Below are 24296 nucleotides of genomic sequence, written 5' to 3'. Positions count from 1 at the left end.
GCTTGGCGTCGGGACGTGGGCCCTCGACTGCATGCCGGGTGCGCCCGTCACGACGGTGCCCGGCCGAACCGCGCCACGTAGTGCCAGACCCTCTTGAGGGACTGCTCGTCGTGCCGGCCTGCTCGTGCCGCGTCACCGACGGGCCGCGGCGTGAGGACGCCCTCCACCGCAAGCGACTCGCCGAGCGCGACGAACTCGGGCCCGCGGTAGGCCGGGTGGGCACGCAGGGTCGCGACGTCGAGCCGGTAGCCCGGGTGCCACTCGACGGGCACCCCGAGCTCGAGCGCGTCGGACTCGACGTCGGTGCCCCGGTAGCAGGGGTCGAGCACGAGGGCCTCGACGTCCTGGGTGATCTTGACGACGCCGTGCACGTGGGCCTCGACGTAGTCGTCGAGCAGGTCGTGGTCGGCCGCGGCGGCCGGCTCCGCGAGCGCGAAAGCCGTTGCGGTGCCGAAGAGCTCAGGATCGAAGACGCTGTCGGGGAAGCAGAACGTCGTGCGCTCCACAGTGTGGGCTGCGAGCCGCACGTGGGCCGACCCGAAGCGGGGCGCGGCACCGTAGGCCCGGCGGTCCAGGTCGAGGGCGCCGTACTTCGGACGCACCGCCGGCTCGGCAGCGTCGTAGGCCCCGCCGAAGATGCGGCTCTCCCAGCGCCACCGGTCGCCGCCGGGGTGCGCCGTCAGCCCGCCGTTGCCCGTGCCCGTCTCGAACTGGGAGCGATAGACGCCGTCGCGGGCCATGACGGCGAGGATCGGCTCGCCGCGGACGAGCCGGTCCGGGTGGAAGTTGAGCGTGACCCGGAGCGTCGGGTCGAGCGGGCCGCCTGTCGAGAGCCCGCGGACGTGCGCGAGCGCCCTCGTCACGGCGGCGGGCTGGGCGGGCACGCCGCCATCCTCACACCCGCGAGTAGGCACGGGCCCTCCTAGGGCCGCACGCGGCATACCTGGTGGGTCGTCCCGGGGCGTGCGGACGTCAGACGTCAGCTCGAGAAGAAGAGGCCCGACATGCCCTTCTTGCGGTAGTGCTTGCCGCCGCGGTTGCCCCACGACGGACCGCCGTACTGCTGGGGTGGCGGCTGAGCGACGAACCGGCTCTCCATCTGCGAGAGGTGCTCGAACTCGCCGAAGTCGAGGAAGATGCCGCGGCACTGGTCGCACTGCTCCACATGCACCCCGTTGCGGTCGTAGGTGCGCATCGCGCCTCGGCACTTGGGGCACACGAAGCCCTGCGGCTGGTAGGCGGCGGCGCCCGTGTTGTCCTGGTGCGGGAAGGGCGGTGGTTGCTGGGTCATGGGCCCATCCTCACATCCGCGCGCAGGCCTGCAACAGGTCGGAGGCTGAGTTCTCGCTGGACGCCGACGGGGAGCCGAGCTCGCGCACGGTGGCGACGAACACCGCGCACCGGGCGGCGAGGTCGAGCCGCGGCCAGGGGTCCCCGTCAGCCCCGTCAGGGGGCACTCCGGGGCCTCCGGACGCGCGGTAGCCAGCGAGGAAGGCATGCCAGTCCCCGTCCCCGAGCAGGCCGGCGGCCCAGAAACCGGCCGGCCGGCCGAGGTCCCAGGCCGGGTCGCCGAGCCCGACGTCGTCGATGTCGAGCAGCCGCCACCCACCGTCGACGCGAGCCAGCTGGCCGAGGTGCCAGTCGCCGTGCACCAACGTCGTCGGTGCCGGGCCTGCTGGATGACTGCGCTCACCCACCTCACCCAGCTCCGCAACGAGGCGGGCGCCCAGTGACCCGAGGCGGTGCCGGTCTTCGTAGGAGACGGGGAGTGACCCGACCCGACGGACAGCCCGCGCCAGTCGCTCGGCCCCGCCGTGCACGGCAGGAGCCCGCTCGGCCCGAGGCGGCGCAGTGCGGTGCAGACGAGCGAGGAGGGCCCCGGCCGCAGCCCAGGGCAGGTCGTCGTCGTCCGGGTCGAGCACCTCGACCGTGGGCCAGGCGGTGACGAGCCGGCGGGTCGCGGGCTCGATGGTTGCCGTCGCCGCCAGCGGCTGCACGAAGAGGTCGTATGCCGCGAGGCCCGTGACGACGGCCAGTCGGGCTGCCAGCGCCGCGGGGTCGGCGCGGGGGTGGTGCACCTTGACGACGACGTCGCCGAGGTGGGCGACGAGCGCGCCGGAGGGCGTGGTCACGCGGCCGACCGACGCGCCGGGGCGGACCGCGGCGCCCAGCCTGGCGGCATACGAGCGCAGCCAGACGTCGTCCGGCGAGGCAGAGGGCACGTGGTCCACGGGGACGCCGGGCACGTGGTCCACGGGGACGCCGGGCACGTCGTCGAGGGGCGCGCTCGTCATCCGGCGATTGTCGCCGACGGCGCCGGACGATAACGCTCGTCGAGGTGACCGGCGTCGACGAGCGACGTGATCGTGTCGCGGATGGTCAGGTCCCAGGGCCGGGGCTCCAGCCCGAGCTCGACCCGCGCGCGGCTGTCGTCGAGCCGGGTGTCGCGGATGAGCAGCTCGACGCCCTCCCGGTCGACCGGGTAGTGCCAGGCGACCGGCAGACGCGACTGCACCGCATTGATCGGAGCCGTCACCGGGCCGGCGACGGGCTTGGGCAACGTGAGATGGGGGCGCTTGCGGCCGATCGCCCGCTCGACGGCGCCGTAGAGCTCGGAGCCGTCGATGTGGTGGCCGGGCACGACGTAGCGGCGCGGGCCGTGACCGGGCTCCATGACCCGGACCATGGTGGCGGCCACGTCGCGCACGTCGACGCAGTGGTAGCCCCCAGCGGGCCACATCGGCATCCGACCTCGCACGATCCACACGAGCCGGCCGCCCTGGTCGCCGAGGTGCGGGTCGTGCGGCCCGTAGACCCCTCCGGGGTAGACCGTCACGACGGGCGCGCCGGTCTCCTGCAGGCGGCGGGCGACCCGCTCCGACTCCACCTTCGACGCGGCATACGGCAGGTCGAGGTCGCCGAGCGGGAGGTCCGGGCCGCTGGGGCCGAAGCGCGTCAGGGCCACCGAGGACGAGACGTGGACGACGGGGTCGCAGCCGGCCTCGACGGCGAGGCCCAGCACCGCCTCGGTCGCGGCCACGTTGGTGGCCGTCACCTCCGCGGCCCGACGGGGGTCCACGGAGAAGACGGCGGCTGCGTGCACCACGGCGTCGCAGCCCTCGAGGGCCCGTCGGATGACCGCACCGTCGCGCACGTCACCGACGACGAGGTCGCCCGGCGACCTGCCTGCATCGAGACCGTGCGGCGCGAAGGTCGCGTCCACCAGCTCGGGGCGGCGCACGAGCAGCCGCACCTCGTGACCCGACGCCAGCAGGCCGACCACCGCGTGGGACCCGACGAAACCCGTGCCCCCGGTGACCATCACCCTCACCCGCCCAGTATCCGGCGACCGGGGTGGGTTGCGCGGGCGTATCGCAGAACCTCGCCGGCCCTCGCCAAGCTTCGCCCGCCTTCGCCGAGCCTCGCCGACCCCGGCGAGCACCGCCCGACCCGTCTCGTCATCGCACCCGCACAGGCATCAGCCCGTCGCGCCTCAGACTTCGCTGGTATGACAGGGGGATGGGATCGATGATCGAGCTGCCCCAGCATGAGCTGACCGCCTATCGGGCCGACCCTCCGGGAGAGGTGCGCGGGGGCATCGTCGTCATCCAGGAGATCTGGGGGCTGGCCGACCACATCAAGGACGTCGCCGACCGCTTCGCCGAGCAGGGCTACGTCGCCGTCGCCCCCGACCTGCTCGGGCACATCGGCCTCACGCCCGAGGTCGGGGCCGAGCTGCAGCAGCTGATGTCGGCGGACGAGGCGACCAGGACCGCGGCCCAGCCGCGGATGCGCGAGGCCCTGGGCGGCGCCCGGTCGCCGGAGTTCGCCGCCTGGGCGGTGCCGGCGCTGCGGTCCGTCGTCGACCTCCTCCTCGAGCAACCGGAGGTCGACGGGTCGGTGGGTGTCGTCGGCTTCTGCTTCGGTGGCTCCTACAGCTTCGCGCTCGCGCTCGCCGACCCGCGGCTGCGCGCGGCGATCGCCTTCTACGGTGGCTTCCCCGAGACGGGCGACCCGGCGACGATCGACTGCCCCGTGCTCGCCTTCTACGGCGAGGAGGACCACGGCATCACTGACGGCGTGCCGGAGCTCGAGCAGCGCATGGCCGAGGCCGGTGTCGACTTCACGGCGCGCGTCTACCACCGGGTCGGGCACGCCTTCTTCAACGACACCTCGCCCTCGCGCTACAACGCCGAGGCCGCCCACGACGCGTGGCAGCGCACCCTCGACTTCCTGGGGCGACACCTCTGATGGCCGGGTCGCAGGGTCCGCTCGTGCTCGGTCCGATGCTGCGCTACATCGGCGAGACCGATGCCACGGTCTGGGTCGAGACCGCCGAGCCCGGCGTCGTCACGGTCAAGGCCGACGGCCGCGAGTGGCGGGCTCCGACCTTCAGCGTCATGGGCCACCACTACGCGCTCGTCGTCGTCGACGGGCTCGCCCCCGGCGACGAGCTGCCGTATGCCGTCCGATTCGGTGACGTCGTCGTCTGGCCTCTCGCGGACTCCCGCTTCCCGCCGCCGCGGATCCGCACGATCGACCGCTCGCGGCCGACGCGGCTGCTCTTCGGCTCGTGCCGCACGAGCGTGCCGCACGATCGGGAGGGCAACTCCAGCAACGGTGTCGATGCCCTGCGCGCCCTCGCCCTGGCCCTCGCGGACGGGGAGGAGGCGTGGCCCGACGTCGTCGCCTTCCTCGGCGACCAGGTCTATGCCGACGCGACCTCGGAGGCGATGCGGGACTTCATCGCCGAGCGGCGCGACATCACGCAGCCGCCCGGCGAGGAGATCAAGGACTACGAGGAGTACGCCCACCTCTACGGTCTGGCCTGGAGCGACGAGGCGATCCGGTGGCTGCTGTCGACCCTGCCGAGCTGCATGATCTTCGACGACCACGACATCCGCGACGACTGGAACACGTCGTGGACCTGGCAGGAGGAGATCAACCAGACGTCGTGGTGGCACGAGCGCCTGATGGGTGGGCTGTCGGCCTACTGGGTCTATCAGCACCTCGGCAACCTGCCGCCCGCCGAGCTGGCGCGCGACGAGGTCTACGCGCAGGTGCTGGCCGCCGGCAGCGGCGACGGCGCCGAGGGCTCGGGCATCGATCTGACCGAGCCGGTCTTCGACCTGTCCCGTCGCGTCGACCGGCACCCCGAGGTCTACCGCTGGAGCTACCGGCGCGAGCTCGGCGACTGCCGCCTCGTCGTGGTCGACTCCCGCGCCGCGCGGGTGCTCGACCCCGACCGTCGATCGATGCTCGACCCCGACGAGATGGCGTGGCTCGACGAGCAGCTGACCGGTGACGTCGAGCACCTCTTCATCGGCACCTCCCTGCCTTTCCTCCTGCCGCCGGGGTTGCACGACTTCGAGGCGATCGACGAGGTGCTCGCCCAGGGTGCGCACGGGCGCCTCGTCGCCGCGGCCGCCGAGCGGGCCCGCCAGACCATCGACCTCGAGCACTGGGCGGCCTTCAACGAGGGCTTCGCCGAGGTCTTCGACATGGTCATCGACGTGGCGCGTGGCAACCGCGGCCGCGCGCCGTCGACCGTCCTCTTCCTCTCCGGTGACGTGCACAACTCCTACGTCGCCGAGGTCACCGACGCCGCCGCGCGGCACGGCGCGCAGTCGCGCATCGTGCAGGCGGTCTGCTCCCCGATCCGCAACCCGATGCCGCGGGTCGTCAGGGTGCTGATGTCGGCGTTCGCCCGCAGCCTCGTGCGGCCGATGCACTTCATCGCGGCCCGCTCGAGGCGCGTCCCCGATCCCGCCTTCCCGTGGCTCGTCACCGACGGTCCGTGGTTCGACAACTGCCTCGCCGAGGCGACGATCCAGGGGCCCGACGTCGCGATCGTCTGGCGTGGCGGGGAGGTGCGCGACGGCGACGACCTGCACCCGGTGCTCACGACGGTCGGTGCGGTGCGCATCCCCGGCGGGCTGGACGACGGGGCCCGTGCCGGTGAGAGTGCCGCTGACGGACGGCCCACCGTCGCGCGATGATGCCCGTGTGAGCACGAACGACCCGGTCGCCCGACGCCTCCAGATCGCCCGGCGAGCAGCCCGCGCCTATCAGGCCAACGATGCCGTAGCGGCGGTGCTCGTGGCCGGCTCGGTCGCGCGTGGCCTGGCCGATGACGCCTCCGACATCGAGCTCGACGTCTACTGGTCGCGACCCCCGAGCGAGCAGGAGCGGCAGGCAGCCGTCGAGGGAGCCGGCTGGCAGCGCGTCTACGCTGAGGAGGACGACCACGAGTGGGCAGACGGGCTCATGGTCGACGGGGTCAAGATCGATGTCAGCGGCTTCGTCACGACGACGATCGACGACTACGTCGACCGGGCCACCCGGGGCGACACGGAGGCCGAGCTCCAGGTGCGCATCACCGCCCTGCTCGACGGAGCCACCGTGCACGGCGAGCCGGTCATCGACGCGTGGCGGTCGCGGTGCCAGCCCTACCCTGAAGCGCTCGCCAGGGCGATGGTCGAGCACGGGCTCGACCTGCGCCCGCAGGAGCAGCTCGAGATGCTGGCCGCCCGCGACGACGTCGTGCTCTTGCACCGCGACCTCGTCGACGGGGTCCAGGGGGTGCTCGACGCACTGTTCGGAGCCAACCGGGTCTACGCGCCGCACCCCTTCCACAAGTGGCTCGAGTGGGAGGTCAGGCTGCTCGCGGAGCAGCCCGACGACCTCGCTGCGCGCATCCGCTCACTCCTCGTCGCGGAGCCGTCCCTGGCCGCTGCCACGCTGGGCGCCCTCGTGCACGACACCTTCGACCTCGCCGCGCGACTCGTCCCCGCGGCCAACCTCGAGGCGTTGCGGACGGCATACGGCCTGCGCCGCGTGAGCGCGAGCTAGGCCGCGCTCACGAGGCCGAGGGGGCGCGCCGCCAGCGGCTGGGCGCAGGGGGCACCACCGGTATGCCGTGCGGCTCGCCGAGTGCCTCGGGCTCGTCGCGCTCGAGGGCGTTCTCGTTGTCGAGCGGGCTGAGGCTGCCCAGCCCCTGGGCGACGACGACGGCGTCGTCGCCAGGCTGGAGGCGGAAGGCGGACGTGGGGTTGGTGACGGTGAGTCCGTCGCGCACGACGGCCAGCAGGGTCGCCTCGTGGTCCTGCCGGAGCCGCGACGAGAGCTCGTCGGTCGTCAGGTCGACGTAGTCGTCGGGCAGGGCGACGCGATAGAGCTCCGACCCGTCTCCGCCGGAGACGATGTCGGTGACGAGCCCCGCGAGCCCTGGGTAGAGCGCCGACCGTGCGAGCAGGCGTGAGGCGAGCGTCGAGGTCACGAGGATCTCGTCGGCGTGGGCGCGCTCGAAGTGCTCGACGTGCTTGGGGTTGTTGACCTCGACGACGGTGCGCACGTCGGGCGCGAGCGACTCGATGGCGAGCACCGCGAGGATCGATCGCATGTCGGCCTCGTTGCTGCCGTCGGCCGGGAAGACGATGGCGGCACTGGCCTGGGCGATGCCGGCTCGCTCGAGGTCGTGGGAGTTGGTGACGTCACCCTTGACGAAGTAGACGCCCATGCCGGCGGGGTTGGAGTCGCTGTCGTGCACGAGCACGATCTTGGAGGTGAACTCGTCGCCACGGAGCTCCTCGATGAGCTCGCGCGCGGTGGAGTTCCAGCCGCACACGACGATGTGGTCCTCGTAGCCGGCAGCACCCATGCCCTGGCCCTCCTTGAGCAGGTAGTCGATGACGAAGCCGACGAGCGCGGCCGTGAGCGCGGCGACGATCGCCACCCCGAAGAAGGCGAGAACCCAGCCGATGACGAAGCCGGGCGCCGACGTGACATAGCTCGAGTCGCCGGAGCCGATGACCGTCGTCACCGCCCAGTAGAACGAGTCACCCAAGCCCTCCAGCGACCGCTTCTCGACCTCGAAGACGGTGACGAGGAACGCTGCGACGAGGACGAATCCGATGATCGTCATGAGGAGCGTGCGGAAGAAGTGGAGGTCGACCCCGCCACTGATCCGCTTGAGGTGGAAGGAGATCCGCTTGACGATGGGCAGCACGGTGACGTGGCTGAAGGGCGCGACGACGACGCGCTTCACCGCTGCTCGCATGAGACCCCCGTCCGCCGAGGCGCGGGCCAACCCGCTGGACTCCTGAGTCATGGTCCCGCGAGGCGAACTCTGGCGCAGCAGAATCGCCAACGTCGGCGTCGGGACACCTGGCCGACGCGCCCATCGGACGTCGGTGGCCGAGTTCAGTAGTCCTGGGCAAGACAAGTCAGCGGCGCCGCCGGGGTCGTGCCAAGCAGCGGCGTCGCTGCGCTCTCTCGGTCAGCTCCGGTGTGCCCGCAGGCGCTCCATCTCGGCCTCGACCTCTGCGGGCCCAGGCTCCGGGCTCATCACGTCCCAGACGTTGAAGGCGAGCCCGATGCCCCAGCCGAGGATCGGGAAGATCGGCCAGAAGAAGCCGACCCCGCTCACCCACCAGATGCCGACGAGCATGAGGTTGACGGTGACGTAGGCGATGACGTGGGCCTGCAGGTCGCGCTTGGCCTTGAGGTGCTTGAGGGCGCGCTCGCGCAGATCGTCATCGACACGGTCCGGTGGCACCTCGACGCCTCGGGGCATGGTCTCGTTGTTCATCCTGATCTCCCTTCCACTGCCAGTGTGCGCTTCGCCGCGGCCCGGGGTCAGGGCCGTTGGTCCTGCAACCGGTGGAGCAGGAAGGCGAAGACCACGAGAGTCGCGCCGGTGGTCCACCCGCCCACCGCGAGGGGGACGGGCACCCACAGCAGCAGGACGAGGCCCGGCACGACCAGGGCAGCGGCGAGCACGGCGAAGAGCCGAGTGCCGTAGAGGAAGACGAAGGGAAGGTAGTGCGCCCCGACGACCACCGTGCTGGCCGGGAAGAAGAGCTCGCTGCGGCCGCCGAGCATGGCGATGACCACGACGAGACCCACGGGCACGGTGAACGCGATCTGGATCGCCAGCCCGGCCATCGGGTGGCCGGCGGGCAGCGAAGCGGGCCGTCCGTGCAGGCGGATGACGGTCCACGTCAGCGGGAAGATGAGCACGCCGCCGAGGAAGAGCACGACGACGGCGCTCCCGGGCGAGACCCAGGTGGCGGCCGCGGCGGCCGACAGCCACACGGCGGCAGAGACGAGCTGACCATAGAAGCCGCCCGCGTAGAGGCGACGCACGTCGCGTTGTGCATCGCTGATCGTCATGCCGATCGTCATCCTGACCGCCATCCTGAGCGTCGCGTTGCAGACCCCTCGCGGCGTGGTCCGTCGCGTCGCGGCCTGCCTCACCGTACGGCGGTGCGGGACGGCCGCGACATATGCCGCCACAAGGACACGACAAGGACAGGACAAGGACAACGACGGGGAACAATCCCCACCTGCCCGAAGTTGAGTCGAGTGAACGCAAGATTTGCGAGTCCGGCTTTGACAATCGGGAGCCGGTCGAGCAGATTTGTCGAGAAGCCCCATCCCAGCACCACCACGCAACGAGGAGTTACCCATGGCACGTGCGGTCGGAATCGACCTCGGTACCACCAACTCGGCTGTCTCCGTCCTGGAGGGCGGCGAGCCGAGCATCATCGCGAACGCCGAGGGTGGGCGCACCACGCCGTCCGTCGTCGCGTTCTCCAAGAACGGCGAGGTGCTCGTCGGCGAGGTCGCCAAGCGTCAGGCCGTGACCAACGTCGACCGGACGATCCGCTCGGTCAAGCGCCACATGGGCACCGGCTGGAAGTCGCCCGAGATCGACGGCAAGACCTACACGGCCCAGGAGATCAGCGCCCGCATCCTGCAGAAGCTCAAGCGCGACGCCGAGTCCTACCTCGGTGAGACGGTGACCGACGCGGTCATCACCGTCCCCGCCTACTTCGACGACGCCGAGCGCCAGGCCACCAAGGAGGCCGGTGAGATCGCGGGCCTCAACGTCCTGCGCATCGTCAACGAGCCGACCGCTGCCGCGCTCGCCTACGGCCTCGACAAGGGCAAGGAGGACGAGCTCATCCTCGTCTTCGACCTCGGTGGCGGCACGTTCGACGTGTCCCTCCTCGAGGTCGGCAAGGACGCCGAGGACGGCTTCGCCACGATCCAGGTGCGGGCCACCAACGGTGACAACCACCTCGGTGGCGACGACTGGGACGACCTGCTCGTCCAGCACCTCATCACCCAGGTCAAGAACAAGACCGGCCAGGACCTGTCCAAGGACAAGATCGCGATGCAGCGCCTCCGTGACGAGGCCGAGCGCGCCAAGAAGGAGCTCTCCACCGCGACGAGCACCAACATCTCGGCGCAGTACATCTCGATGACCCCCGAGGGCCCGATCCACCTCGACGAGAACATCACGCGCGCGCAGTTCGAGCAGATGACGAAGTCGCTGCTCGACCGCACCAAGGCGCCGTTCCACAAGGTCATCGAGGACGCCGGCATCAAGGTCGCCGACATCGACCACGTCGTGCTCGTCGGTGGCTCGACCCGCATGCCCGCCGTCACCGCGCTCGTCAAGGAGATGACCGGGGGCAAGGACCCCAACAAGGGCGTCAACCCCGACGAGGTCGTCGCCATGGGCGCGAGCCTGCAGGCCGGTGTCCTCAAGGGTGAGCGCAAGGACGTCCTGCTCATCGACGTCACGCCGCTCTCGCTCGGCATCGAGACCAAGGGTGGCCTCTTCACCAAGCTCATCGAGCGCAACACCGCGATCCCGACGAAGCGCTCCGAGATCTTCAGCACCGCCGACGACAACCAGCCGTCGGTCCTCATCCAGGTCTTCCAGGGTGAGCGCGAGATCGCGCAGCACAACAAGTCGCTCGGCACCTTCGAGCTGACCGGCATCGCGCCGGCGCCGCGCGGTGTGCCCAAGATCGAGGTCACCTTCGACATCGACGCCAACGGCATCGTCAACGTCTCCGCCAAGGACCAGGGCACCGGCAAGGAGCAGAAGATGACGATCACCGGCGGCTCGGCCCTGTCCAAGGACGAGATCGACAAGATGGTCAAGGACGCCGAGGCGCACGCCGACGAGGACCGTCAGCGTCGCGAGGAGGCCGAGGTGCGCAACCAGGCCGAGCAGCTCATCTTCTCGACCGAGAACTTCCTCAAGGAGTCGGGCGACAAGATCCCCGCCGACGTCAAGACGCCGGTCGACGAGTCGCTCGCCGACCTCAAGGCCGCCGTCGCCGAGGGCTCCGAGGCCAGCGCCGACGACATCAAGGCCAAGATCGAGGACCTCAACACCAAGTCGCAGGCCATGGGCCAGGCGCTGTATGCCGCTGAGCAGGCTTCCGCTGGTGCCGCGGGCTCCGCTGGGGCGCAGGACTCCTCGGCTGACGCCGGCTCCTCGGCCGGTGCAGGCGACTCCGCGGCCGACGACGACGTCGTCGACGCAGAGGTCGTCGACGACGACGAGCCCAAGGACGCCAAGTGACCGACACGACCGGCACCCCGGCCCCCGAGGGCGCACAGCCCGAGGGTGTCGAGCCCGAGTCGGCCACGGCGGCCCCCACCTCGACCACGGGCGCCGGCAGCGGAGACGCTGCCGGCGGCCCGGCCGGCGAGTCGACGGCCTCCGCGGGCCGCCACCGCTACTTCGAGGGTGGTCCCGGGGCCTCGTCCGAGCCGGGTGGCGAGGACGAGTTCGACCACGGCGCGGGCGAGACCGAGCGCGAGGTGCTGGCCCGCGAGGACGCCCTCGCGGCCTCCTACCTCGCCGACCTGCAGCGGCTCCAGGCCGAGTACGTCAACTACAAGAAGCGCGTCGACCGCGACCGCGACGTCATCCGCAACACCGCCGTCGGCAGTGTCGTGGAGTCGCTGCTGCCCGTGCTCGACGACATCCACATGGCGCGTCAGGCCGGCGACCTCGCCGACGGTCCGTTCGCGTCGATCGCCGACAAGCTCGAGTCGATCCTCGGCCGCTACGGCGTCGAGCGACTCGGCGAGGCCGGCCAGGAGTTCGACCCCAACGTGCACGAGGCCCTCATGCACGTCGAGGCCGAGCTGCCCGAGGGAGCCTCCGGCACGCACGTCGTGCAGGTGCTCCAGCCGGGCTACCGCATCGGCGAGAGGCTCGTGCGTGCGGCCCGGGTGTCGGTTGCCGACGCGGGCTGAGCGTCTCGTCGCCCGGCGCGGGGCGAACCGCTCCGTGATCTGCTCCGCGCCGGGAGACATGCAGCATGATGTGAGGATCCAGCCACACGATCAGGAGGAGGTGCGCCGTGGCTAGTCAGGACTGGTTCGAGAAGGACTTCTACGCCACTCTCGGCGTGCCCCAGGATGCCGACGCGGCCGCGATCAAGAAGGCCTACCGCAAGCTCGCCCGAGACCTGCACCCCGACCACAACGTCGGCAACGCCAAGGCCGAGGACCGCTTCAAGGAGATCGGCGAGGCGTATGCCGTGCTGTCCGATCCCGAGCAGCGCCGCGAGTACGACGCCATCCGTGCCATGTCGCACGGCGGCGCCCGCTTCACCGCTGGTGGCCCCGGCGGCGGTGCCGGCTTCGAGGACATCTTCTCGGCGTTCGGCGGCCCGGGTGGCCCCGGCGGTGGGGGCCAGCGGGTGCGCTTCGACACCAGTGGCGGCGGTCAGCCCAACATCGAGGACCTGCTCGGTCAGATGTTCGGCGGCGCCGGCGGTGCCGCGGGTGGCTTCGGTGCCCGTCAGGGCTACGGCGGCTTCGGGTCCACGGCCGGACCTCGTCCGGGCGCCGACGTGCAGGCCAGCACCCGCATCGGCTTCCGTGACGCGGTCGAGGGATCGACGGTCACGCTGAGCTCACCCGACCTCGGACGGGTCAACGCCCGCATCCCTCCCGGCGTCAAGGACGGTCAGCGGATCCGCCTGCGCGGCAAGGGGCGTCAGGGCGACCCCGGTGCAGCTGCCGGTGACCTCATCCTCACCGTGACGGTCGACAAGCACCCCGTCTTCGGCCGCGACGGCGACAACCTGACTCTCGACCTCCCCGTCACCTTCGCCGAGGCCGCACTCGGCGCGACCGTCGCGGTGCCGACGCTCGACGGCGGCTCGGTCAAGGTCAAGGTCGCCCCCGGCACACCGAGCGGACGGGTGCTGCGGCTCAAGGGCCGCGGCGTCTCGCGGGGCGACCACAAGGGCGACCTGCTCGCCAAGGTCCAGGTCGTCGTGCCGCAGCGCCTCACCGACGAGGCCCGTGCGGCGATCGAGACGATGGCCGCGGCCGAGGACGGCCACGACCCGAGGGCTGAGCTCTTCCAGCGCGCCCGGGCCTGACGGCATACGGCACGAGAGCACCAGCGGAGCGAAGGACGGTGATGGCGATGGCACGAAGGAACCCCCGGCAGGGGGGTCACGACGACGACGCCCCCGTCTTCGTCATCTCCGTCGCCGCCGAGCTCGCCGGCATGCACGCGCAGACGCTGCGCCAGTACGACCGGCTGGGGCTGGTCACGCCCTCGCGCACTCGGGGCGGAGGGCGCCGCTACAGTACGCGTGACGTGGCCCTGCTGCGTGAGGTGCAGCGGCTCTCGCAGGAGGGTGTCTCGCTCGCGGGCATCCAGCGCATCCTCGAGCTCGAGTCGCATGTCGACGCACTTCAAGCCCGGGTGGGCGAGCTGACCGCGGCCCTCGACGACGCGCGCTCCGCGCTCGCATCAGGCACGCGGGTCTTCGCCGTGGGCCCGATGGGAGAGGTCGTCCCGATTCGTCCGGGGCAGAGGCCGCCTCGTCATCCCTCGTCACAGGCTCTCGTGGTCTGGCGCCCCGATCGCTAGCAGCGTGAATCATCAATCACGTGTGTAAGACTGTAGGGCCGCCTCGAGCCAAGGGGCGCATGGATCGCAGTAGATGGATGCCCCCGGAGGCTGCACGTGATTGACATTCCGGAGGTCGCGTGACCCCGCATCGCCCGGACGGCGAGCCGCCGGTCGACGTCCTCGCCGGCCCTCTGACCGAGGCGTCGGAGCCGACCAGCGAGATGCAGGAGCTCTTCGCCCTCACTGACTGGAGCGCCACCCAGCTCGGCCCGGTCCAGACCTGGCCCGCGCGACTGCGCACCATCGTCGACATCTGCCTGTCGTCGCGCTTCCCCATGCTCGTGTGCTGGGGCCCTGACCTCGTCATGATCTACAACGACGGCTATCGCGCGCTCCTCGGTGCGGAGAAGCATCCTGGAGCGTGGGCCCGCCCCGTGCGCGAGGTGTGGCCCGAGATCTGGGACGAGATCGGCCCGATGTTCGACGGCGTCGTCGAGGGCGGCCCGTCGACGTGGGTGGAGGACGGACTGCTCGTCGTCGACCGCTTCGGCTTCCCCGAGGAGGCTTACTTCACGTGGTCCTACGGCGCCATCCACGACGACTCCGGTGACCGGGTCGTCGGGGTGCTCAACGTCGCCACCGAGGTGACCGGCAAGGTGCTCGCCGAGCGGCGCGCGAAGGTGTCGGCAGAGCTCGTCGCGGAGCTGGCCGACGCCACGACCCCCGACGAGGTGCGCCGCACCACGCTGCGGGTGCTCGGCTCGCACACCGAGGACCACCTCGGGGTCGACCTCGTGTGGGCAGAGGGCAGCGGAGTGCAGCCCGGCTCCCCAGACGTCGAGCCGCCCGGCTCGATCGGCGACGGCGCCGTCCACGTGCTGCCCGTCCTCGAGCCCGGGCTCCCGGAGCCCACGGCCCACCTGCACCTCACGGCCAACCCGCGACGCCCGTGGGATGCCCAGTTGCAGACGTATGCCCAGCTGTGCGCAGCGCACGTCGCCATGGCGCTGAGCGGGCTGCGACGCCTCCAAGACGAGCGGCACCGGGCAGAGGTGCTGACTGCGCTCGACACGGCCAAGTCCGACTTCTTCGCCAACGTCAGCCACGAGCTGCGCACCCCGCTCACCCTCATCGCCGGGCCGGTGCAGGACGCCCTCACCAACCCCGACCTCGGCGAGGAGGCGCGCGAGCGCTTCGAGCTGATCCGTCGCAACACCGACCGGCTCGTCGGCCTCGTCGACCGCATCCTCGACCTGACGCGGGTCGAGGCAGGCGCTGTCGAGGCGCACTGGGTGAGGGCCGACGTGGCCGACCTCGTGCGGGGCCTCGCCGCCAACTTCCGTCCCGCCATCGAGCGGCTCGGCCTCGACTTCGACGTCGAGCTCGACGACCTCGGACGCGACACCTTCGTCGACGTCGACATGCTCGAGCGCATCGTGCTCAACCTGCTGTCCAACGCGCTGAAGTTCACGCCGCGCGGCCGCATCCTGCTGCGGCTCAAGGCCCGCGACGCCGGCTACGAGATCTCCGTGAGTGACACCGGCATCGGCATCGCCGAGCGAGACCTCGAGCTCGTCTTCGACCGCTTCCGGCAGCTGAGCCGCACCGACGAGCGGCGATCGCGGGAGGGTGCGGGCATCGGCCTGTCGCTCGTCCAGCAGCTCGTCAGCCTGATGGGCGGGCGGGTCGCCGTCGACTCGACCGATGGCAGGGGCAGCACCTTTGCCGTGCAGCTCCCGTGGGGCGCACCCGCCGCCCAGTCGGCCACCCGGCCGTCGATCACCCCGCGTCCGGTGGAGTCCTTCATCTCCGAGGCGAGCGGCTGGGCCCTGCGCTCGATCGACGCCGCCGACGCCCCTGCCGACCTGGCCCCGCAGAACGTGCAGGACGCCGGCTCGGGGTCGTCGGACGCCGACGCAGCTGCTGCTGCGGCTGGCGCTGCGGCAGCAGCAGCCGGTGCTGTCAGCGTGACGGCGGAGCGGCCGCGTCTGCTCCTCGTCGAGGACAACACCGACATGCGCGACTACACCGCGCGCCACCTCGCCGCCGACTACGACGTGGTGCCGGTGCCCGACGGTCTCGAGGCCCTCCACCGGATGCGCAACGACCCACCCATCGACATCGTGCTCGCCGACGTCATGATGCCGCGCATGGACGGTCTGGAGCTCGTCCGCGAGATCCGTGGCGACGAGCGCCTGCGGGCCGTCCCCGTCGTGCTCCTCTCGGCGCGCGCCGGGGTCGAGGCCAGCACGACCGGTCTCGTCGAAGGGGCCGACGACTACGTCACCAAGCCCTTCCATCCCGACGAGCTGAGAGCCCGGCTCGCGTCCAACCTCGTCCGCGCCCGTTCGCGGTCGCGCGACGCCGCCTGGCTGCGGGCGATCCTCGGCTCGATCCAGGAGCCCTTCGTCGTCGCCGACAGCGAGGGCCGGGTGCTCGAGATCAACGAGGCCTTCACCCAGGCCTACGGCTGGTCGCTGGCCGACGGCCCGTTGACGCCGCCCTACCCGTGGTGGCTCTCGGCCCACCACCATCCCGACGAGCGCCGCAGATCTGAGCGGCGGATGGATCTCATGCTGGCGGGGCAGCCCGTCATGGAGGACCACTACCGCATCCTGCGCAAGGGCGGTGGCGAGGCGTGGATCCACATGCGCGCCGCCACGGTGCCGGCGTCCGCCGAGCATTCCGGCTTCGTCATCGTCGTCGCCCGTGACGAGTCGCGTGAGCGTGAGTCGCGGATGAGGCGTGAGCTGGCTGCCCGCATCGCGGTCGACCTCTCGGCGGCCGACGACCTCGAGTCAGTGCTCGCCACGGCGGTCACCGGCTTCACCGTGCTCTTCGACGGGGAGGTCACCCTGCGGGTGGCGCCCCAGCGGGGTGACACCGTCGTGCTGAGCCCGCGCGGGCAGGTGCGCTTCGACGAGCTGCCGCACGCGGTCCGGCAGGGCCTGCTCGCCCGCGCCGGATCCGACGTCCGCACCGGCGAGAAGCGCGAGGGGCTCCTGCTGGCGCCCACCTCGCAACGGTCGGACTGCCGCGCGTGGGTGCAGTTCGACGCCCCCCGCCTGGTGCCGTCCGACGAGCTCATCGTCGGCGACCTGCTGGCGCAGGCGCTCGGTCAGGCCGTCGACCGGGTCATCGACCGGCGCGACAGCGCGGCCAAGCAGGACCAGCTGGGGCAGGCCATCGAGAGCCACCGGCTCATCGGACAGGCCGTCGGCATCCTCATCGAGCGCCACCGCACGACGCCTGCCGAGGCCTTCGAGATGCTCCGGCAGGCCTCGTTGCACCGCAACATCAAGCTCCGCGAGATCGCGACGCGCGTGGTCGAGTCAGGCGAGGACCCGGCGACGGCGTGAACCACGGCCGCGGTCTTCTAGACTGCGGCCGTGGAAACGGAGCACCTCCTCGTCTTCCCCGACCGTGACGCCGCCCAGCTCGTCGCCGCGCAGCTCGGGGCCGCTGGGCTCTCGGACGTCCGCGTCGTGCGTGAGGCGCTCGCGGGGGAGGACGACTCCGAGGCCCACGAGTGGGGCGTCTACGTGCGCACCCCCGACGATCCGGGGTATGCCGTGGAGTTCCTCGCGCTCGCCGAGCGCCACGACGGGTGGTACGACCCCCACCCGCGCGGCTGAGCGGGAGCGCGTCCTCGCGTCAGCGGCCGAGGAGTCGAGCGCGTCAGCGGCCGAGGAGTCGAGCGCGTCAGCGGCCGAGGAGTCGGGCGAGGAAGCCCTCGCGCGGCGCGATGAGCGCCGAGCCCTGCTGTGTGGATGGCTGGGTGGCCCGACCGTGCAGAGCGGCGACCACCTGGTCGAGGAGGTCGTCGACGGGCACGTCGTCGTAGCCGCCCAGCCTCGACGGGAACGCAAGGCCCAGGACGAAACGCTCGGTGTCCTCGGCAGGGTCGCCCGCGTCGATGCGGGCGATGAGGACCTCGAGCGCGTCGTCGACGGCCTCCACGTCGTAGCCACGCCGCATACCTCGCGTTGCGAAGAGCGAGGACCGGATGGCGGCGACGATCTCGGGACGATCCATGGTGACCACCCTAGGAGGCGTGCTGCGTCACGTTCCCGCGCCATCCAAAGTTGAGTGGAATAGACTCAAGTAGACCCCGGTTGTCCCCAGGGAAAGCACCCCCCTCACCAGGAGACCGCATGGACCTGCAGCTGACCACCAAGGCACAGGAGGCCTTCGCCCAGGCCGCGACGACCGCGACGGGCAAGCACCACCCCGCCATCGAGCCCGCCCACCTGCTGCTCGCCCTCGCCGCGCAGACGGGCACGACCACGCCCGCCCTGCTGTCGGCGGGCGGCTCGAGCGTGGCCGCTGCCACTGCTGCGGCCGAGCGCGGCATGGCCTCCCTGCCCCAGGTCAGCGGGGTCGCCCAGCAGCCCCAGCTCTCACCGGCGTCGCTGCGGGCCATCCAGCAGGCGCAGCAGTACATGACCGCGATGGGCGACTCCTACGTCTCCACCGACCACCTGCTGCTCGCGCTCGCCCGCACGGGCCAGTTCGGCCTCGACGCCGACGCCATCGAGAAGGCGATCCCCGGCCTGCGCGGTGGACGACCGGTCACGACCGACAACCCGGAGGGCACCTTCGAGGCGCTGGCGAAGTACGGCACCGACCTCACCGCCCGCGCCCGCGAGGGCAAGCTCGACCCCGTCATCGGACGTGACGCCGAGATCCGACGCGTCGTGCAGGTGCTGAGCCGCCGCACGAAGAACAACCCCGTGCTCATCGGCGAGCCCGGCGTCGGCAAGACCGCCGTCGTCGAGGGCCTCGCCCAGCGCATCGTCGAGGGCGACGTGCCCGAGAGCCTGCGCGACAAGACGCTCTACAGCCTCGACCTCGGCGCCATGGTCGCCGGGGCGAAGTACCGCGGCGAGTTCGAGGAGCGACTCAAGGCGGTCCTCGAGGAGATCCAGGGCTCCGACGGGCAGATCGTCACCTTCATCGACGAGATCCACACCGTCGTCGGCGCGGGGGCCGGGGGAGAGGGCGCCATGGACGCCGGCAACATGCTCAAGCCCATGCTGGCCCGCGGTGAGCTGCGCCTCGTCGGTGCCACGACCCTCGACGAGTACCGCAAGCACATCGAGAAGGATGCGGCTCTCGAGCGCCGCTTCCAGCAGGTCTTCGTCGGCGAGCCGTCGGTCGAGGACACCATCGCCATCCTCCGTGGGCTCAAGGAGCGCTACGAGGCGCACCACAAGGTGACGATCGCCGATGCCGCCCTCGTCGCAGCGGCGAGCCTCTCCGACCGCTACATCAGCGGCCGCCAGCTGCCCGACAAGGCGATCGACCTGATCGACGAGGCGGCCTCGCGGCTGCGCATGGAGATCGACTCCAGCCCGGTCGAGATCGATGAGCTCCGCCGTGCGGTCGACCGCCTCAAGATGGAGGAGTTCGCCCTCGAGCCGGAGACCGACGCCGCCTCGCGCGACCGGCTCGAGCGCCTGCGCAAGGACCTCGCCGACCGCTCCGAGGAGCTCGCTGCCCTCAACGCCCGGTGGGAGGCCGAGAAGTCGGGCCTCAACGCCGTCGGCGAGCTCAAGGCCCGCGTCGACGACCTGCGCACCCAGGCCGACCGCCTGCAGCGTGAGGGCGACCTCGGTGCCGCCTCGAAGATCCTCTACGGCGACATCCCCGCCCTGGAGAAGCAGCTCGCCGACGCCCAGGAGCGCGAGGCGGCTGCCAGTGCCGGTGGTGAGGAGCCGATGGTCAAGGAGGAGGTCGGTGCCGACGACATCGCCGACGTCATCTCCGCCTGGACCGGCATCCCGGCCGGCCGCTTGCTCGAGGGCGAGACCGAGAAGCTGCTGCACATGGAGCAGCACATCGGCGCGCGCCTCATCGGTCAGGCTGATGCCGTGCGCGCCGTCTCCGATGCCGTCCGGCGCACCCGTGCCGGCGTCTCCGACCCGGACCGGCCGACCGGCAGCTTCCTCTTCCTCGGCCCCACCGGTGTCGGAAAGACCGAGCTCGCCAAGAGCCTGGCCGACTTCCTCTTCGACGACGAGCGGGCCATGGTCCGCATCGACATGTCGGAGTACTCCGAGCGGCACTCCGTCGCCCGCCTCATCGGTGCGCCCCCGGGCTACGTCGGCTACGAGGAGGGCGGTCAGCTGACCGAGGCGGTGCGCCGCCGGCCCTACTCGGTGATCCTCCTCGACGAGGTCGAGAAGGCCCACCCCGAGACGTTCGACATCCTCCTGCAGGTGCTCGACGACGGACGCCTCACCGACGGCCAGGGGCGCACGGTCGACTTCCGCAACGTCATCCTCGTGCTCACCTCCAACCTGGGCTCGCAGTTCCTCATCGACCCGCTGCTCAGTCCCGAGGCTCGGCGAGAGTCGGTCATGACGGTCGTGCGCTCGACGTTCAAGCCGGAGTTCCTCAACCGGCTCGACGAGGTCGTCGTCTTCGATGCCCTGAGCCGTGACGACCTCGCTCACATCGTCGAGCTCCAGGTGCGCGCCTTCGCGGCGCGGCTGTCGGACCGGCGCATCACCCTGACGGTGACCGACGGAGCCCGGGAGTGGCTCGCTGCCCGGGGCTACGACCCGGCCTACGGCGCCCGTCCGCTGCGTCGTCTCGTCCAGCGCGAGATCGGCGATCGCCTCGCCCGGGGCCTGCTCGCGGGCGAGGTGCGCGACGGCTCGACGGTGACCGTCGACGTCGACCCCGGGGGCGACGCGCTCGTCCTGTCCTGAGCGTGAAAGCGCGGCCACTCGAGGGGTCGTTCAGACCGTCGAGTGGCCGCGCTTCCTCGCCCGTCTCAGCGCGTGAAGAGCTCTGCGTCCCAACCGAACTCGCGCGCGGCGGTGACGTTGTCGTCGCGGTCGTCGGTGAACCAGACGTGCGCCCGGGCCACCACACGCCCGAGGTCGGCTTCGATCGCGCGGTGGGCGGCGGCATACGCCTGCAGGTCGGGCTTGGCCACGCCGAACACGGCGCTGTTGAGCACGCCGTCGAAGAGCCGGTCGAGCCCGAGCAGGGAGAGCTCCGTCGGCACGTAGTCGGTGCCGTTGGTGAAGACGTAGGTGCGGTGGCCGTCGGACCTCAGGGCCTCGAGCCGCTCGACCGTCTCGTCGATGGCGCAGCCGCGGTGGGTGCGCCACGCCTCCATGTGCTCGCGCACCCGCTCCGGCTCGGGCGCCACGCGCTCGAGCTCGGAGCAGATGGCGGTGAACCACTGCTCGAAGCTGCGCCGCCCGGTGATCGTGGGCAGCAGCAGCTCCGGGCGGAAGGCCGTCGCTGCCACGTGCCCCGTGGGCAGGCCGAGCGCGACCTCGATGGCCGGGTTGGCGTCGCCCGGGGAGAAGTCCCGGACGACGCCGTCGAGGTCGAAGACGTAGGCCTCGTGCCCCGTCACGCGTTGGTGCGGCGCTCCGCCGTCGTGTCGGTGCCGTCTGCACGGTCGGCACGGTCGGCACGGTCGATGCCGTCGGCTCGGTCGGTGCTGTCGCGCCGCTCCGTGCTGTCAGCGCGGTCGGTGCCGTAGGTGCCCTCGCGTCGGCCCGCAGCGTCGTCGGTCCACGACGCGGTGCCCTCGTGGACGTTGCCCTCGGCGCGACCGGTCACGACGTCGGCGACCGACGGGGCCTGGCGATCGCGCCACTCGGCCTCGCGCCGGGCGAGCTCGGCCTCACGGCTGTCGAGGTCGTCGCGGCGGCTCGTCAGCTCGGTCTCGCGGCGGCGCAGGTCCTCGTCACGCAGGCCCGCATCCTCGACGCGGCGCTCCTGCTCGAGGCGGGCCGTCTCGGCCTTCTCCTCGACCTCGGCCAGGCGAGCAGCCTCCTTCTCCTCGCGACGCGCGCGGGCCCGACGGCGAGCGGCTGCCGAGAGCAGCGCCCACCCGAGAGCCAGCAGCAGCACGGCGACGGCCGCATAGAGCGCGAGCTCGACCGGGCTGACGTTGCGCGTGAAGCCGAGAGCCGTGAGGGCGATGGTGCCGCCCGCCGCCTGCGCTCCGATGTAGGTGAGGACCGCGGCTCCGGCGCCGATCAACAGGAGGATCACTCCGATGAGGGCCATTCTGACTCCTTGGGATATCGGGGCGTGCTGCCGCCCCAGTGCATCTGTCGACAGTTCCATACCCGCAATGCGGCGCGTGTCGGACGACGGCACCGCCCCCGTTCGGGTCGTGCGGTTAGCCTGACCTCCATGCGCATGATGGGAAGGCTCGCGGCCGCTGCTCTCGCCGCCCTGTGCCTCGTGACGACGTCGGCCTGCACCGGCAGCGGCGACACGCCGAGCCCGACCCAGTCGACCCCGTCGGCCGCCCAGCGGCTCACGGCCGCCAAGGCGAAGGTCGACGCGGCCCCGTCGGTGCATCTCACCCTGGCGAGCAAGGACGTGCCGGAGGGCAGCAACGGCATCATCTCCGCCGACGGCTGGGGCAAGCACCCGCCGGCATTCAAGGGCACCTTCAAGGTGCGCCTCGCTGGCATCGAGGGCGATGCCGAGATCACGTCCGTGGATGGCGCCGTCTACGCGAAGCTGCCCTTCGTGCCGGGCACGCGCGAGATCGACCCCACGAGCCTCGGGCTGCCCGACCCGGCCACCCTCTTCTCCACCGACGCCGGTCTCACCGGCCTGATGACCAAGACCACCTCGCCGACCGTCTCCGGCCAGGTGCGCGCCGGCTCCGAGGTGCTGACGACGATCACGGGCACGATCCCGGGCGCTGCGGTGGTCGACCTCTTCGGGATCGGCGACCGCGCCGGCACGTTCGACGTCACCTACGGGCTCACCGAGGGCGACGAGCTGCGCCAGGTCACCCTCACCGGGCCCTTCTTCGGTGCCAGCACGTCGTCGAGCTACGTGCTCACCCTCGACCAGTACGGCCAGCCCGTCACCATCACCGCCCCGTGAGCGAGACCGGCGGCCGCCTGCCCCTGCTCGCCGCGGCTGCCGCGGCCGTGGCGCTCGCGGCGGCCGACACCTACATCGTCGTGCTCGCGCTGACCGACATGATGGCGGGCGTCGGCATCGGCATCGACGCCCTGCAGCGAGCCACCCCGATCATCTCGGGCTTCCTGCTGGGCTACATCGCGGTGCTGCCCCTGATCGGCCGCCTGTCCGACCTGCTCGACCGGCGCCGCATCCTGCTCGGCTGCCTCGTCGTCTTCGTCATCGGCTCGGCGATCACTGCTCTGGCCGTCGAGATGTCGGTGCTGGTCACGGGTCGCGTGCTCCAGGGCGTCGGCGGTGGCGGGCTCGTCCCGGCGACCCTCGCGCTCGTCGCCGACCTCTGGCCCGCCGACCGCCGCGGCACCCCGCTCGGGGTGGTCGGAGCCGTGCAGGAGCTCGGCGCGGTCCTCGGCCCCGTGCTCGGCGCCGTCATCCTCGCGTGGGCCGGCTGGCGGGCGATCTTCTGGGCCAACGTCGTCGCGGGTCTGCTGCTGTATGCCGTCATCCACCTGCTCGGCGCACGTGCCCTCGGTGCCCTGCCGGACGGCATACCTCCTGATGGGTCACCGGTGCGCCGCGGAGGGCGTGCGCTCACGGTGCTTGCCTGGCTGCTCGCGGTGCTCGCGGTGGGCCTCGGAGGCCTTGCGCTGGCTGCTCCCGAGTCGCTCGTGACGGATGTGGCTCTCGGCGCTCCTTTCGTGCCGTTCGCCGGGGACTCCCGGGTGCTGACGCCCATCGGCGTCGTCGCCCTCGGGCTTCTCCTGGTCCTCGCGGCCGTCACGGCGCCGCGGTGGTGGCCGGTGCTGCGGCGGTCCGACCTCTTCGGCGCCGTGCTCGTCGCGGTCGCCCTCGGCAGCCTCGTGCTGACCTTTGCCTCCTCGGACCCGGAGCGCGAGGTCGTCGGTCCGCTCGGCTACTCGCTGCTGCCCGTCGGTGCCGTGGCGCTCGGAGTGCTCTGGTGGTGGCATCGGCGTGCGGACGCCCCGCTCATCCCGCGTGGCGTGCTGCACGCCCGGGGCGTGCGCGCGCTTCTCGTCAGCCTGCTCGTCGGGGCGGCGCTCGTCGCGGTCGTCGTCGACGTGCCCCTGCTGGCCCGACTCACCGAGGACTACGACGCGACGGGCGCGGCGCTCGTGCTCGTGCGCTTCCTGCTTGCCGTGCCCGTCGGGGCGCTGCTCGGTGGCTGGGCCCTGCGCCGCCTCGGTGACGGCGCAGTGGCCGGTCCGGGCCTCGCTCTCGCGGGTGTGGGCCTGCTCGCGATGTCGCGATGGACGCTCGACTCGCTCGGCGAGGCCGTGCCGACGACTCTGGTGCTCGTGATGGTCGGCCTCGGCGTGGGGCTCGCGCTGGCACCCGTCAACAACGCCGCGCTCGCCGACTCACCGGCCGACGCGCACGGCGTCGCGAGCTCGCTCGTGGTCGTGGCCCGCATGGTCGGCATGGTCGTCGGGCTGGCGCTGCTCACCACGGTCGGGCTCGCCCGCTACTACGACGCGGTGCGCCTGCTGCCCGACCCGCTCGACACCACCGCGCTCATCGGGGCGGGGGTGGTGCAGGTGCAGACGGTGTTCCTCGGCGGCGCGCTGGCCGCGCTGGTCGGCGCGGCGGTTGCCCTCACGCTTGGGATCCGGCGACCCGAGACGGTCCGCCGAGCGGGTGAGGAGCGGCTGGCGGCGATCCGCTAGCT

Annotated in this window: 22 protein-coding genes; 12 read left to right on the top strand and 10 right to left on the bottom strand. The window is 71.7% G+C overall.

Features of this window, described 5'->3' with window-relative positions:
- Nucleotides 1-47: 47 nt before the first annotated feature.
- From LG278_RS18830 to LG278_RS18815, 4 genes are all read right to left on the bottom strand, one after another.
- The gene (locus tag LG278_RS18830; protein WP_404389115.1) at nucleotides 48-884 is read right to left on the bottom strand and encodes a DUF3626 domain-containing protein; all 837 of its coding nucleotides are present in this window, start codon (nucleotides 882-884) and stop codon (nucleotides 48-50) included.
- Nucleotides 885-979: 95 nt separating this feature from the next.
- Complete coding sequence (locus LG278_RS18825) at nucleotides 980-1291, bottom strand: zf-TFIIB domain-containing protein (protein WP_404389113.1); 312 nt, start codon at nucleotides 1289-1291, stop codon at nucleotides 980-982.
- A 10-nt stretch (nucleotides 1292-1301) separates the two neighbouring features.
- Complete coding sequence (locus LG278_RS18820; RefSeq protein WP_404389112.1) at nucleotides 1302-2294, bottom strand: phosphotransferase family protein; 993 nt, start codon at nucleotides 2292-2294, stop codon at nucleotides 1302-1304.
- Nucleotides 2291-3322, bottom strand: coding sequence for an NAD-dependent epimerase/dehydratase family protein (locus tag LG278_RS18815; protein ID WP_404393710.1), 1032 nt, complete (start codon nucleotides 3320-3322; stop codon nucleotides 2291-2293). The genes LG278_RS18820 and LG278_RS18815 overlap by 4 nt, the downstream gene beginning before the upstream one ends.
- A gap of 206 nt (nucleotides 3323-3528) precedes the next feature.
- On the opposite strand from LG278_RS18815, the gene LG278_RS18810 reads away from it, so the two are divergent.
- The 3 genes from LG278_RS18810 to LG278_RS18800 are packed head-to-tail and all read left to right on the top strand — an operon-like array spanning nucleotide 3529 to nucleotide 6852.
- Entirely contained in the window at nucleotides 3529-4251 is a 723-nt protein-coding gene (locus LG278_RS18810) for a dienelactone hydrolase family protein (RefSeq protein WP_404389110.1), read from the top strand.
- Entirely contained in the window at nucleotides 4251-5999 is a 1749-nt protein-coding gene (locus LG278_RS18805) for an alkaline phosphatase D family protein (RefSeq protein ID WP_404389108.1), read from the top strand. The genes LG278_RS18810 and LG278_RS18805 overlap by 1 nt, the downstream gene beginning before the upstream one ends.
- Nucleotides 6000-6006: 7 nt before the next feature.
- Complete coding sequence (locus LG278_RS18800; RefSeq protein ID WP_404389106.1) at nucleotides 6007-6852, top strand: DUF4037 domain-containing protein; 846 nt, start codon at nucleotides 6007-6009, stop codon at nucleotides 6850-6852.
- 7 nt (nucleotides 6853-6859) lie between these two features.
- Here the strand turns inward: LG278_RS18800 and LG278_RS18795 are convergent, their stop codons facing one another.
- The 3 genes from LG278_RS18795 to LG278_RS18785 all read right to left on the bottom strand — a co-directional run bounded on the left by LG278_RS18795 (nucleotide 6860) and on the right by LG278_RS18785 (nucleotide 9186).
- Nucleotides 6860-8059, bottom strand: coding sequence for a potassium channel family protein (locus LG278_RS18795; RefSeq protein WP_404389104.1), 1200 nt, complete (start codon nucleotides 8057-8059; stop codon nucleotides 6860-6862).
- 219 nt (nucleotides 8060-8278) lie between these two features.
- Nucleotides 8279-8590, bottom strand: coding sequence for a 2TM domain-containing protein (locus tag LG278_RS18790; RefSeq protein WP_404389103.1), 312 nt, complete (start codon nucleotides 8588-8590; stop codon nucleotides 8279-8281).
- Between the two features lie 47 nt (nucleotides 8591-8637).
- On the bottom strand, nucleotides 8638-9186 hold the full coding sequence (locus tag LG278_RS18785; protein WP_404389101.1) for a DUF7010 family protein: 549 nt from the start codon (nucleotides 9184-9186) through the stop codon (nucleotides 8638-8640).
- A 283-nt stretch (nucleotides 9187-9469) separates the two neighbouring features.
- Here LG278_RS18785 and dnaK point away from each other — a divergent pair, with 283 nt between their 5' ends.
- From dnaK to LG278_RS18755, 6 genes are all read left to right on the top strand, one after another.
- The gene (dnaK, locus tag LG278_RS18780; RefSeq protein ID WP_404389099.1) at nucleotides 9470-11386 is read left to right on the top strand and encodes a molecular chaperone DnaK; all 1917 of its coding nucleotides are present in this window, start codon (nucleotides 9470-9472) and stop codon (nucleotides 11384-11386) included.
- Nucleotides 11383-12069, top strand: a complete 687-nt coding sequence (locus LG278_RS18775) for a nucleotide exchange factor GrpE (RefSeq protein ID WP_404389097.1) — start codon at nucleotides 11383-11385, stop codon at nucleotides 12067-12069. Before dnaK ends, LG278_RS18775 begins: the two co-directional genes overlap by 4 nt.
- A gap of 107 nt (nucleotides 12070-12176) precedes the next feature.
- Nucleotides 12177-13208 carry a DnaJ C-terminal domain-containing protein gene (locus LG278_RS18770; RefSeq protein WP_404389095.1) on the top strand — a complete coding sequence of 344 codons (1032 nt, stop codon included), beginning with the start codon at nucleotides 12177-12179 and terminating at the stop codon, nucleotides 13206-13208.
- 41 nt (nucleotides 13209-13249) lie between these two features.
- Nucleotides 13250-13708 (top strand): heat shock protein transcriptional repressor HspR, encoded by a 459-nt coding sequence (locus LG278_RS18765; protein WP_404389093.1) that lies wholly within the window; start codon nucleotides 13250-13252, stop codon nucleotides 13706-13708.
- Nucleotides 13709-13827: 119 nt separating this feature from the next.
- Nucleotides 13828-17049 carry an ATP-binding protein gene (locus LG278_RS18760; RefSeq protein ID WP_404389091.1) on the top strand — a complete coding sequence of 1074 codons (3222 nt, stop codon included), beginning with the start codon at nucleotides 13828-13830 and terminating at the stop codon, nucleotides 17047-17049.
- Nucleotides 17050-17079: 30 nt separating this feature from the next.
- Nucleotides 17080-17325: a hypothetical protein gene (locus LG278_RS18755; RefSeq protein ID WP_404389089.1), complete on the top strand. Its 246-nt coding sequence runs from the start codon at nucleotides 17080-17082 to the stop codon at nucleotides 17323-17325.
- A 67-nt stretch (nucleotides 17326-17392) separates the two neighbouring features.
- On the opposite strand, the gene LG278_RS18750 is transcribed toward LG278_RS18755, so the two are convergent.
- Nucleotides 17393-17725, bottom strand: a complete 333-nt coding sequence (locus LG278_RS18750) for a hypothetical protein (RefSeq protein ID WP_404389088.1) — start codon at nucleotides 17723-17725, stop codon at nucleotides 17393-17395.
- A 119-nt stretch (nucleotides 17726-17844) separates the two neighbouring features.
- On the opposite strand from LG278_RS18750, the gene clpB reads away from it, so the two are divergent.
- Nucleotides 17845-20406, top strand: coding sequence for an ATP-dependent chaperone ClpB (gene clpB, locus LG278_RS18745; protein WP_404389086.1), 2562 nt, complete (start codon nucleotides 17845-17847; stop codon nucleotides 20404-20406).
- Nucleotides 20407-20471: 65 nt separating this feature from the next.
- Here clpB and LG278_RS18740 read toward each other — a convergent pair whose 3' ends face one another.
- Nucleotides 20472-21068: an HAD family hydrolase gene (locus LG278_RS18740; RefSeq protein WP_404389084.1), complete on the bottom strand. Its 597-nt coding sequence runs from the start codon at nucleotides 21066-21068 to the stop codon at nucleotides 20472-20474.
- Nucleotides 21065-21730, bottom strand: a complete 666-nt coding sequence (locus LG278_RS18735) for a hypothetical protein (protein WP_404389082.1) — start codon at nucleotides 21728-21730, stop codon at nucleotides 21065-21067. Before LG278_RS18735 ends, LG278_RS18740 begins: the two co-directional genes overlap by 4 nt.
- 129 nt (nucleotides 21731-21859) lie before the next feature.
- Between LG278_RS18735 and LG278_RS18730 the strand changes: the two genes are divergently transcribed.
- Nucleotides 21860-22570 carry an LppX_LprAFG lipoprotein gene (locus LG278_RS18730; RefSeq protein ID WP_404389081.1) on the top strand — a complete coding sequence of 237 codons (711 nt, stop codon included), beginning with the start codon at nucleotides 21860-21862 and terminating at the stop codon, nucleotides 22568-22570.
- Nucleotides 22567-24294 carry an MFS transporter gene (locus LG278_RS18725; RefSeq protein WP_404389080.1) on the top strand — a complete coding sequence of 576 codons (1728 nt, stop codon included), beginning with the start codon at nucleotides 22567-22569 and terminating at the stop codon, nucleotides 24292-24294. Before LG278_RS18730 ends, LG278_RS18725 begins: the two co-directional genes overlap by 4 nt.
- The last annotated feature ends 2 nt before the right edge of the window (nucleotides 24295-24296 follow it).

The organism is Humibacillus xanthopallidus, from assembly GCF_044793955.1.
Lineage (GTDB): Bacteria > Actinomycetota > Actinomycetes > Actinomycetales > Dermatophilaceae > Humibacillus > Humibacillus xanthopallidus_C.
This window is presented reverse-complemented; position numbering and strand designations above follow the sequence as displayed.

What these genes read in the sequence shown, in the direction of transcription:
- dnaK (WP_404389099.1), top strand. Translation starts at nt 9,470, where the DNA reads ATGGCACGTGCGGTCGGAATCGACCTCGGTACCACCAACTCGGCTGTC.
- LG278_RS18810 (WP_404389110.1), top strand. Translation starts at nt 3,529, where the DNA reads ATGATCGAGCTGCCCCAGCATGAGCTGACCGCCTATCGGGCCGACCCT.
- LG278_RS18820 (WP_404389112.1), bottom strand. Translation starts at nt 2,294, where the DNA reads ATGACGAGCGCGCCCCTCGACGACGTGCCCGGCGTCCCCGTGGACCAC.
- LG278_RS18815 (WP_404393710.1), bottom strand. Translation starts at nt 3,322, where the DNA reads ATGGTCACCGGGGGCACGGGTTTCGTCGGGTCCCACGCGGTGGTCGGC.
- LG278_RS18750 (WP_404389088.1), bottom strand. Translation starts at nt 17,725, where the DNA reads ATGGATCGTCCCGAGATCGTCGCCGCCATCCGGTCCTCGCTCTTCGCA.
- LG278_RS18765 (WP_404389093.1), top strand. Translation starts at nt 13,250, where the DNA reads ATGGCGATGGCACGAAGGAACCCCCGGCAGGGGGGTCACGACGACGAC.
- LG278_RS18730 (WP_404389081.1), top strand. Translation starts at nt 21,860, where the DNA reads ATGCGCATGATGGGAAGGCTCGCGGCCGCTGCTCTCGCCGCCCTGTGC.
- LG278_RS18805 (WP_404389108.1), top strand. Translation starts at nt 4,251, where the DNA reads ATGGCCGGGTCGCAGGGTCCGCTCGTGCTCGGTCCGATGCTGCGCTAC.
- LG278_RS18825 (WP_404389113.1), bottom strand. Translation starts at nt 1,291, where the DNA reads ATGACCCAGCAACCACCGCCCTTCCCGCACCAGGACAACACGGGCGCC.
- LG278_RS18785 (WP_404389101.1), bottom strand. Translation starts at nt 9,186, where the DNA reads ATGACGATCGGCATGACGATCAGCGATGCACAACGCGACGTGCGTCGC.
- LG278_RS18795 (WP_404389104.1), bottom strand. Translation starts at nt 8,059, where the DNA reads ATGCGAGCAGCGGTGAAGCGCGTCGTCGTCGCGCCCTTCAGCCACGTC.
- LG278_RS18735 (WP_404389082.1), bottom strand. Translation starts at nt 21,730, where the DNA reads ATGGCCCTCATCGGAGTGATCCTCCTGTTGATCGGCGCCGGAGCCGCG.
- LG278_RS18790 (WP_404389103.1), bottom strand. Translation starts at nt 8,590, where the DNA reads ATGAACAACGAGACCATGCCCCGAGGCGTCGAGGTGCCACCGGACCGT.
- clpB (WP_404389086.1), top strand. Translation starts at nt 17,845, where the DNA reads ATGGACCTGCAGCTGACCACCAAGGCACAGGAGGCCTTCGCCCAGGCC.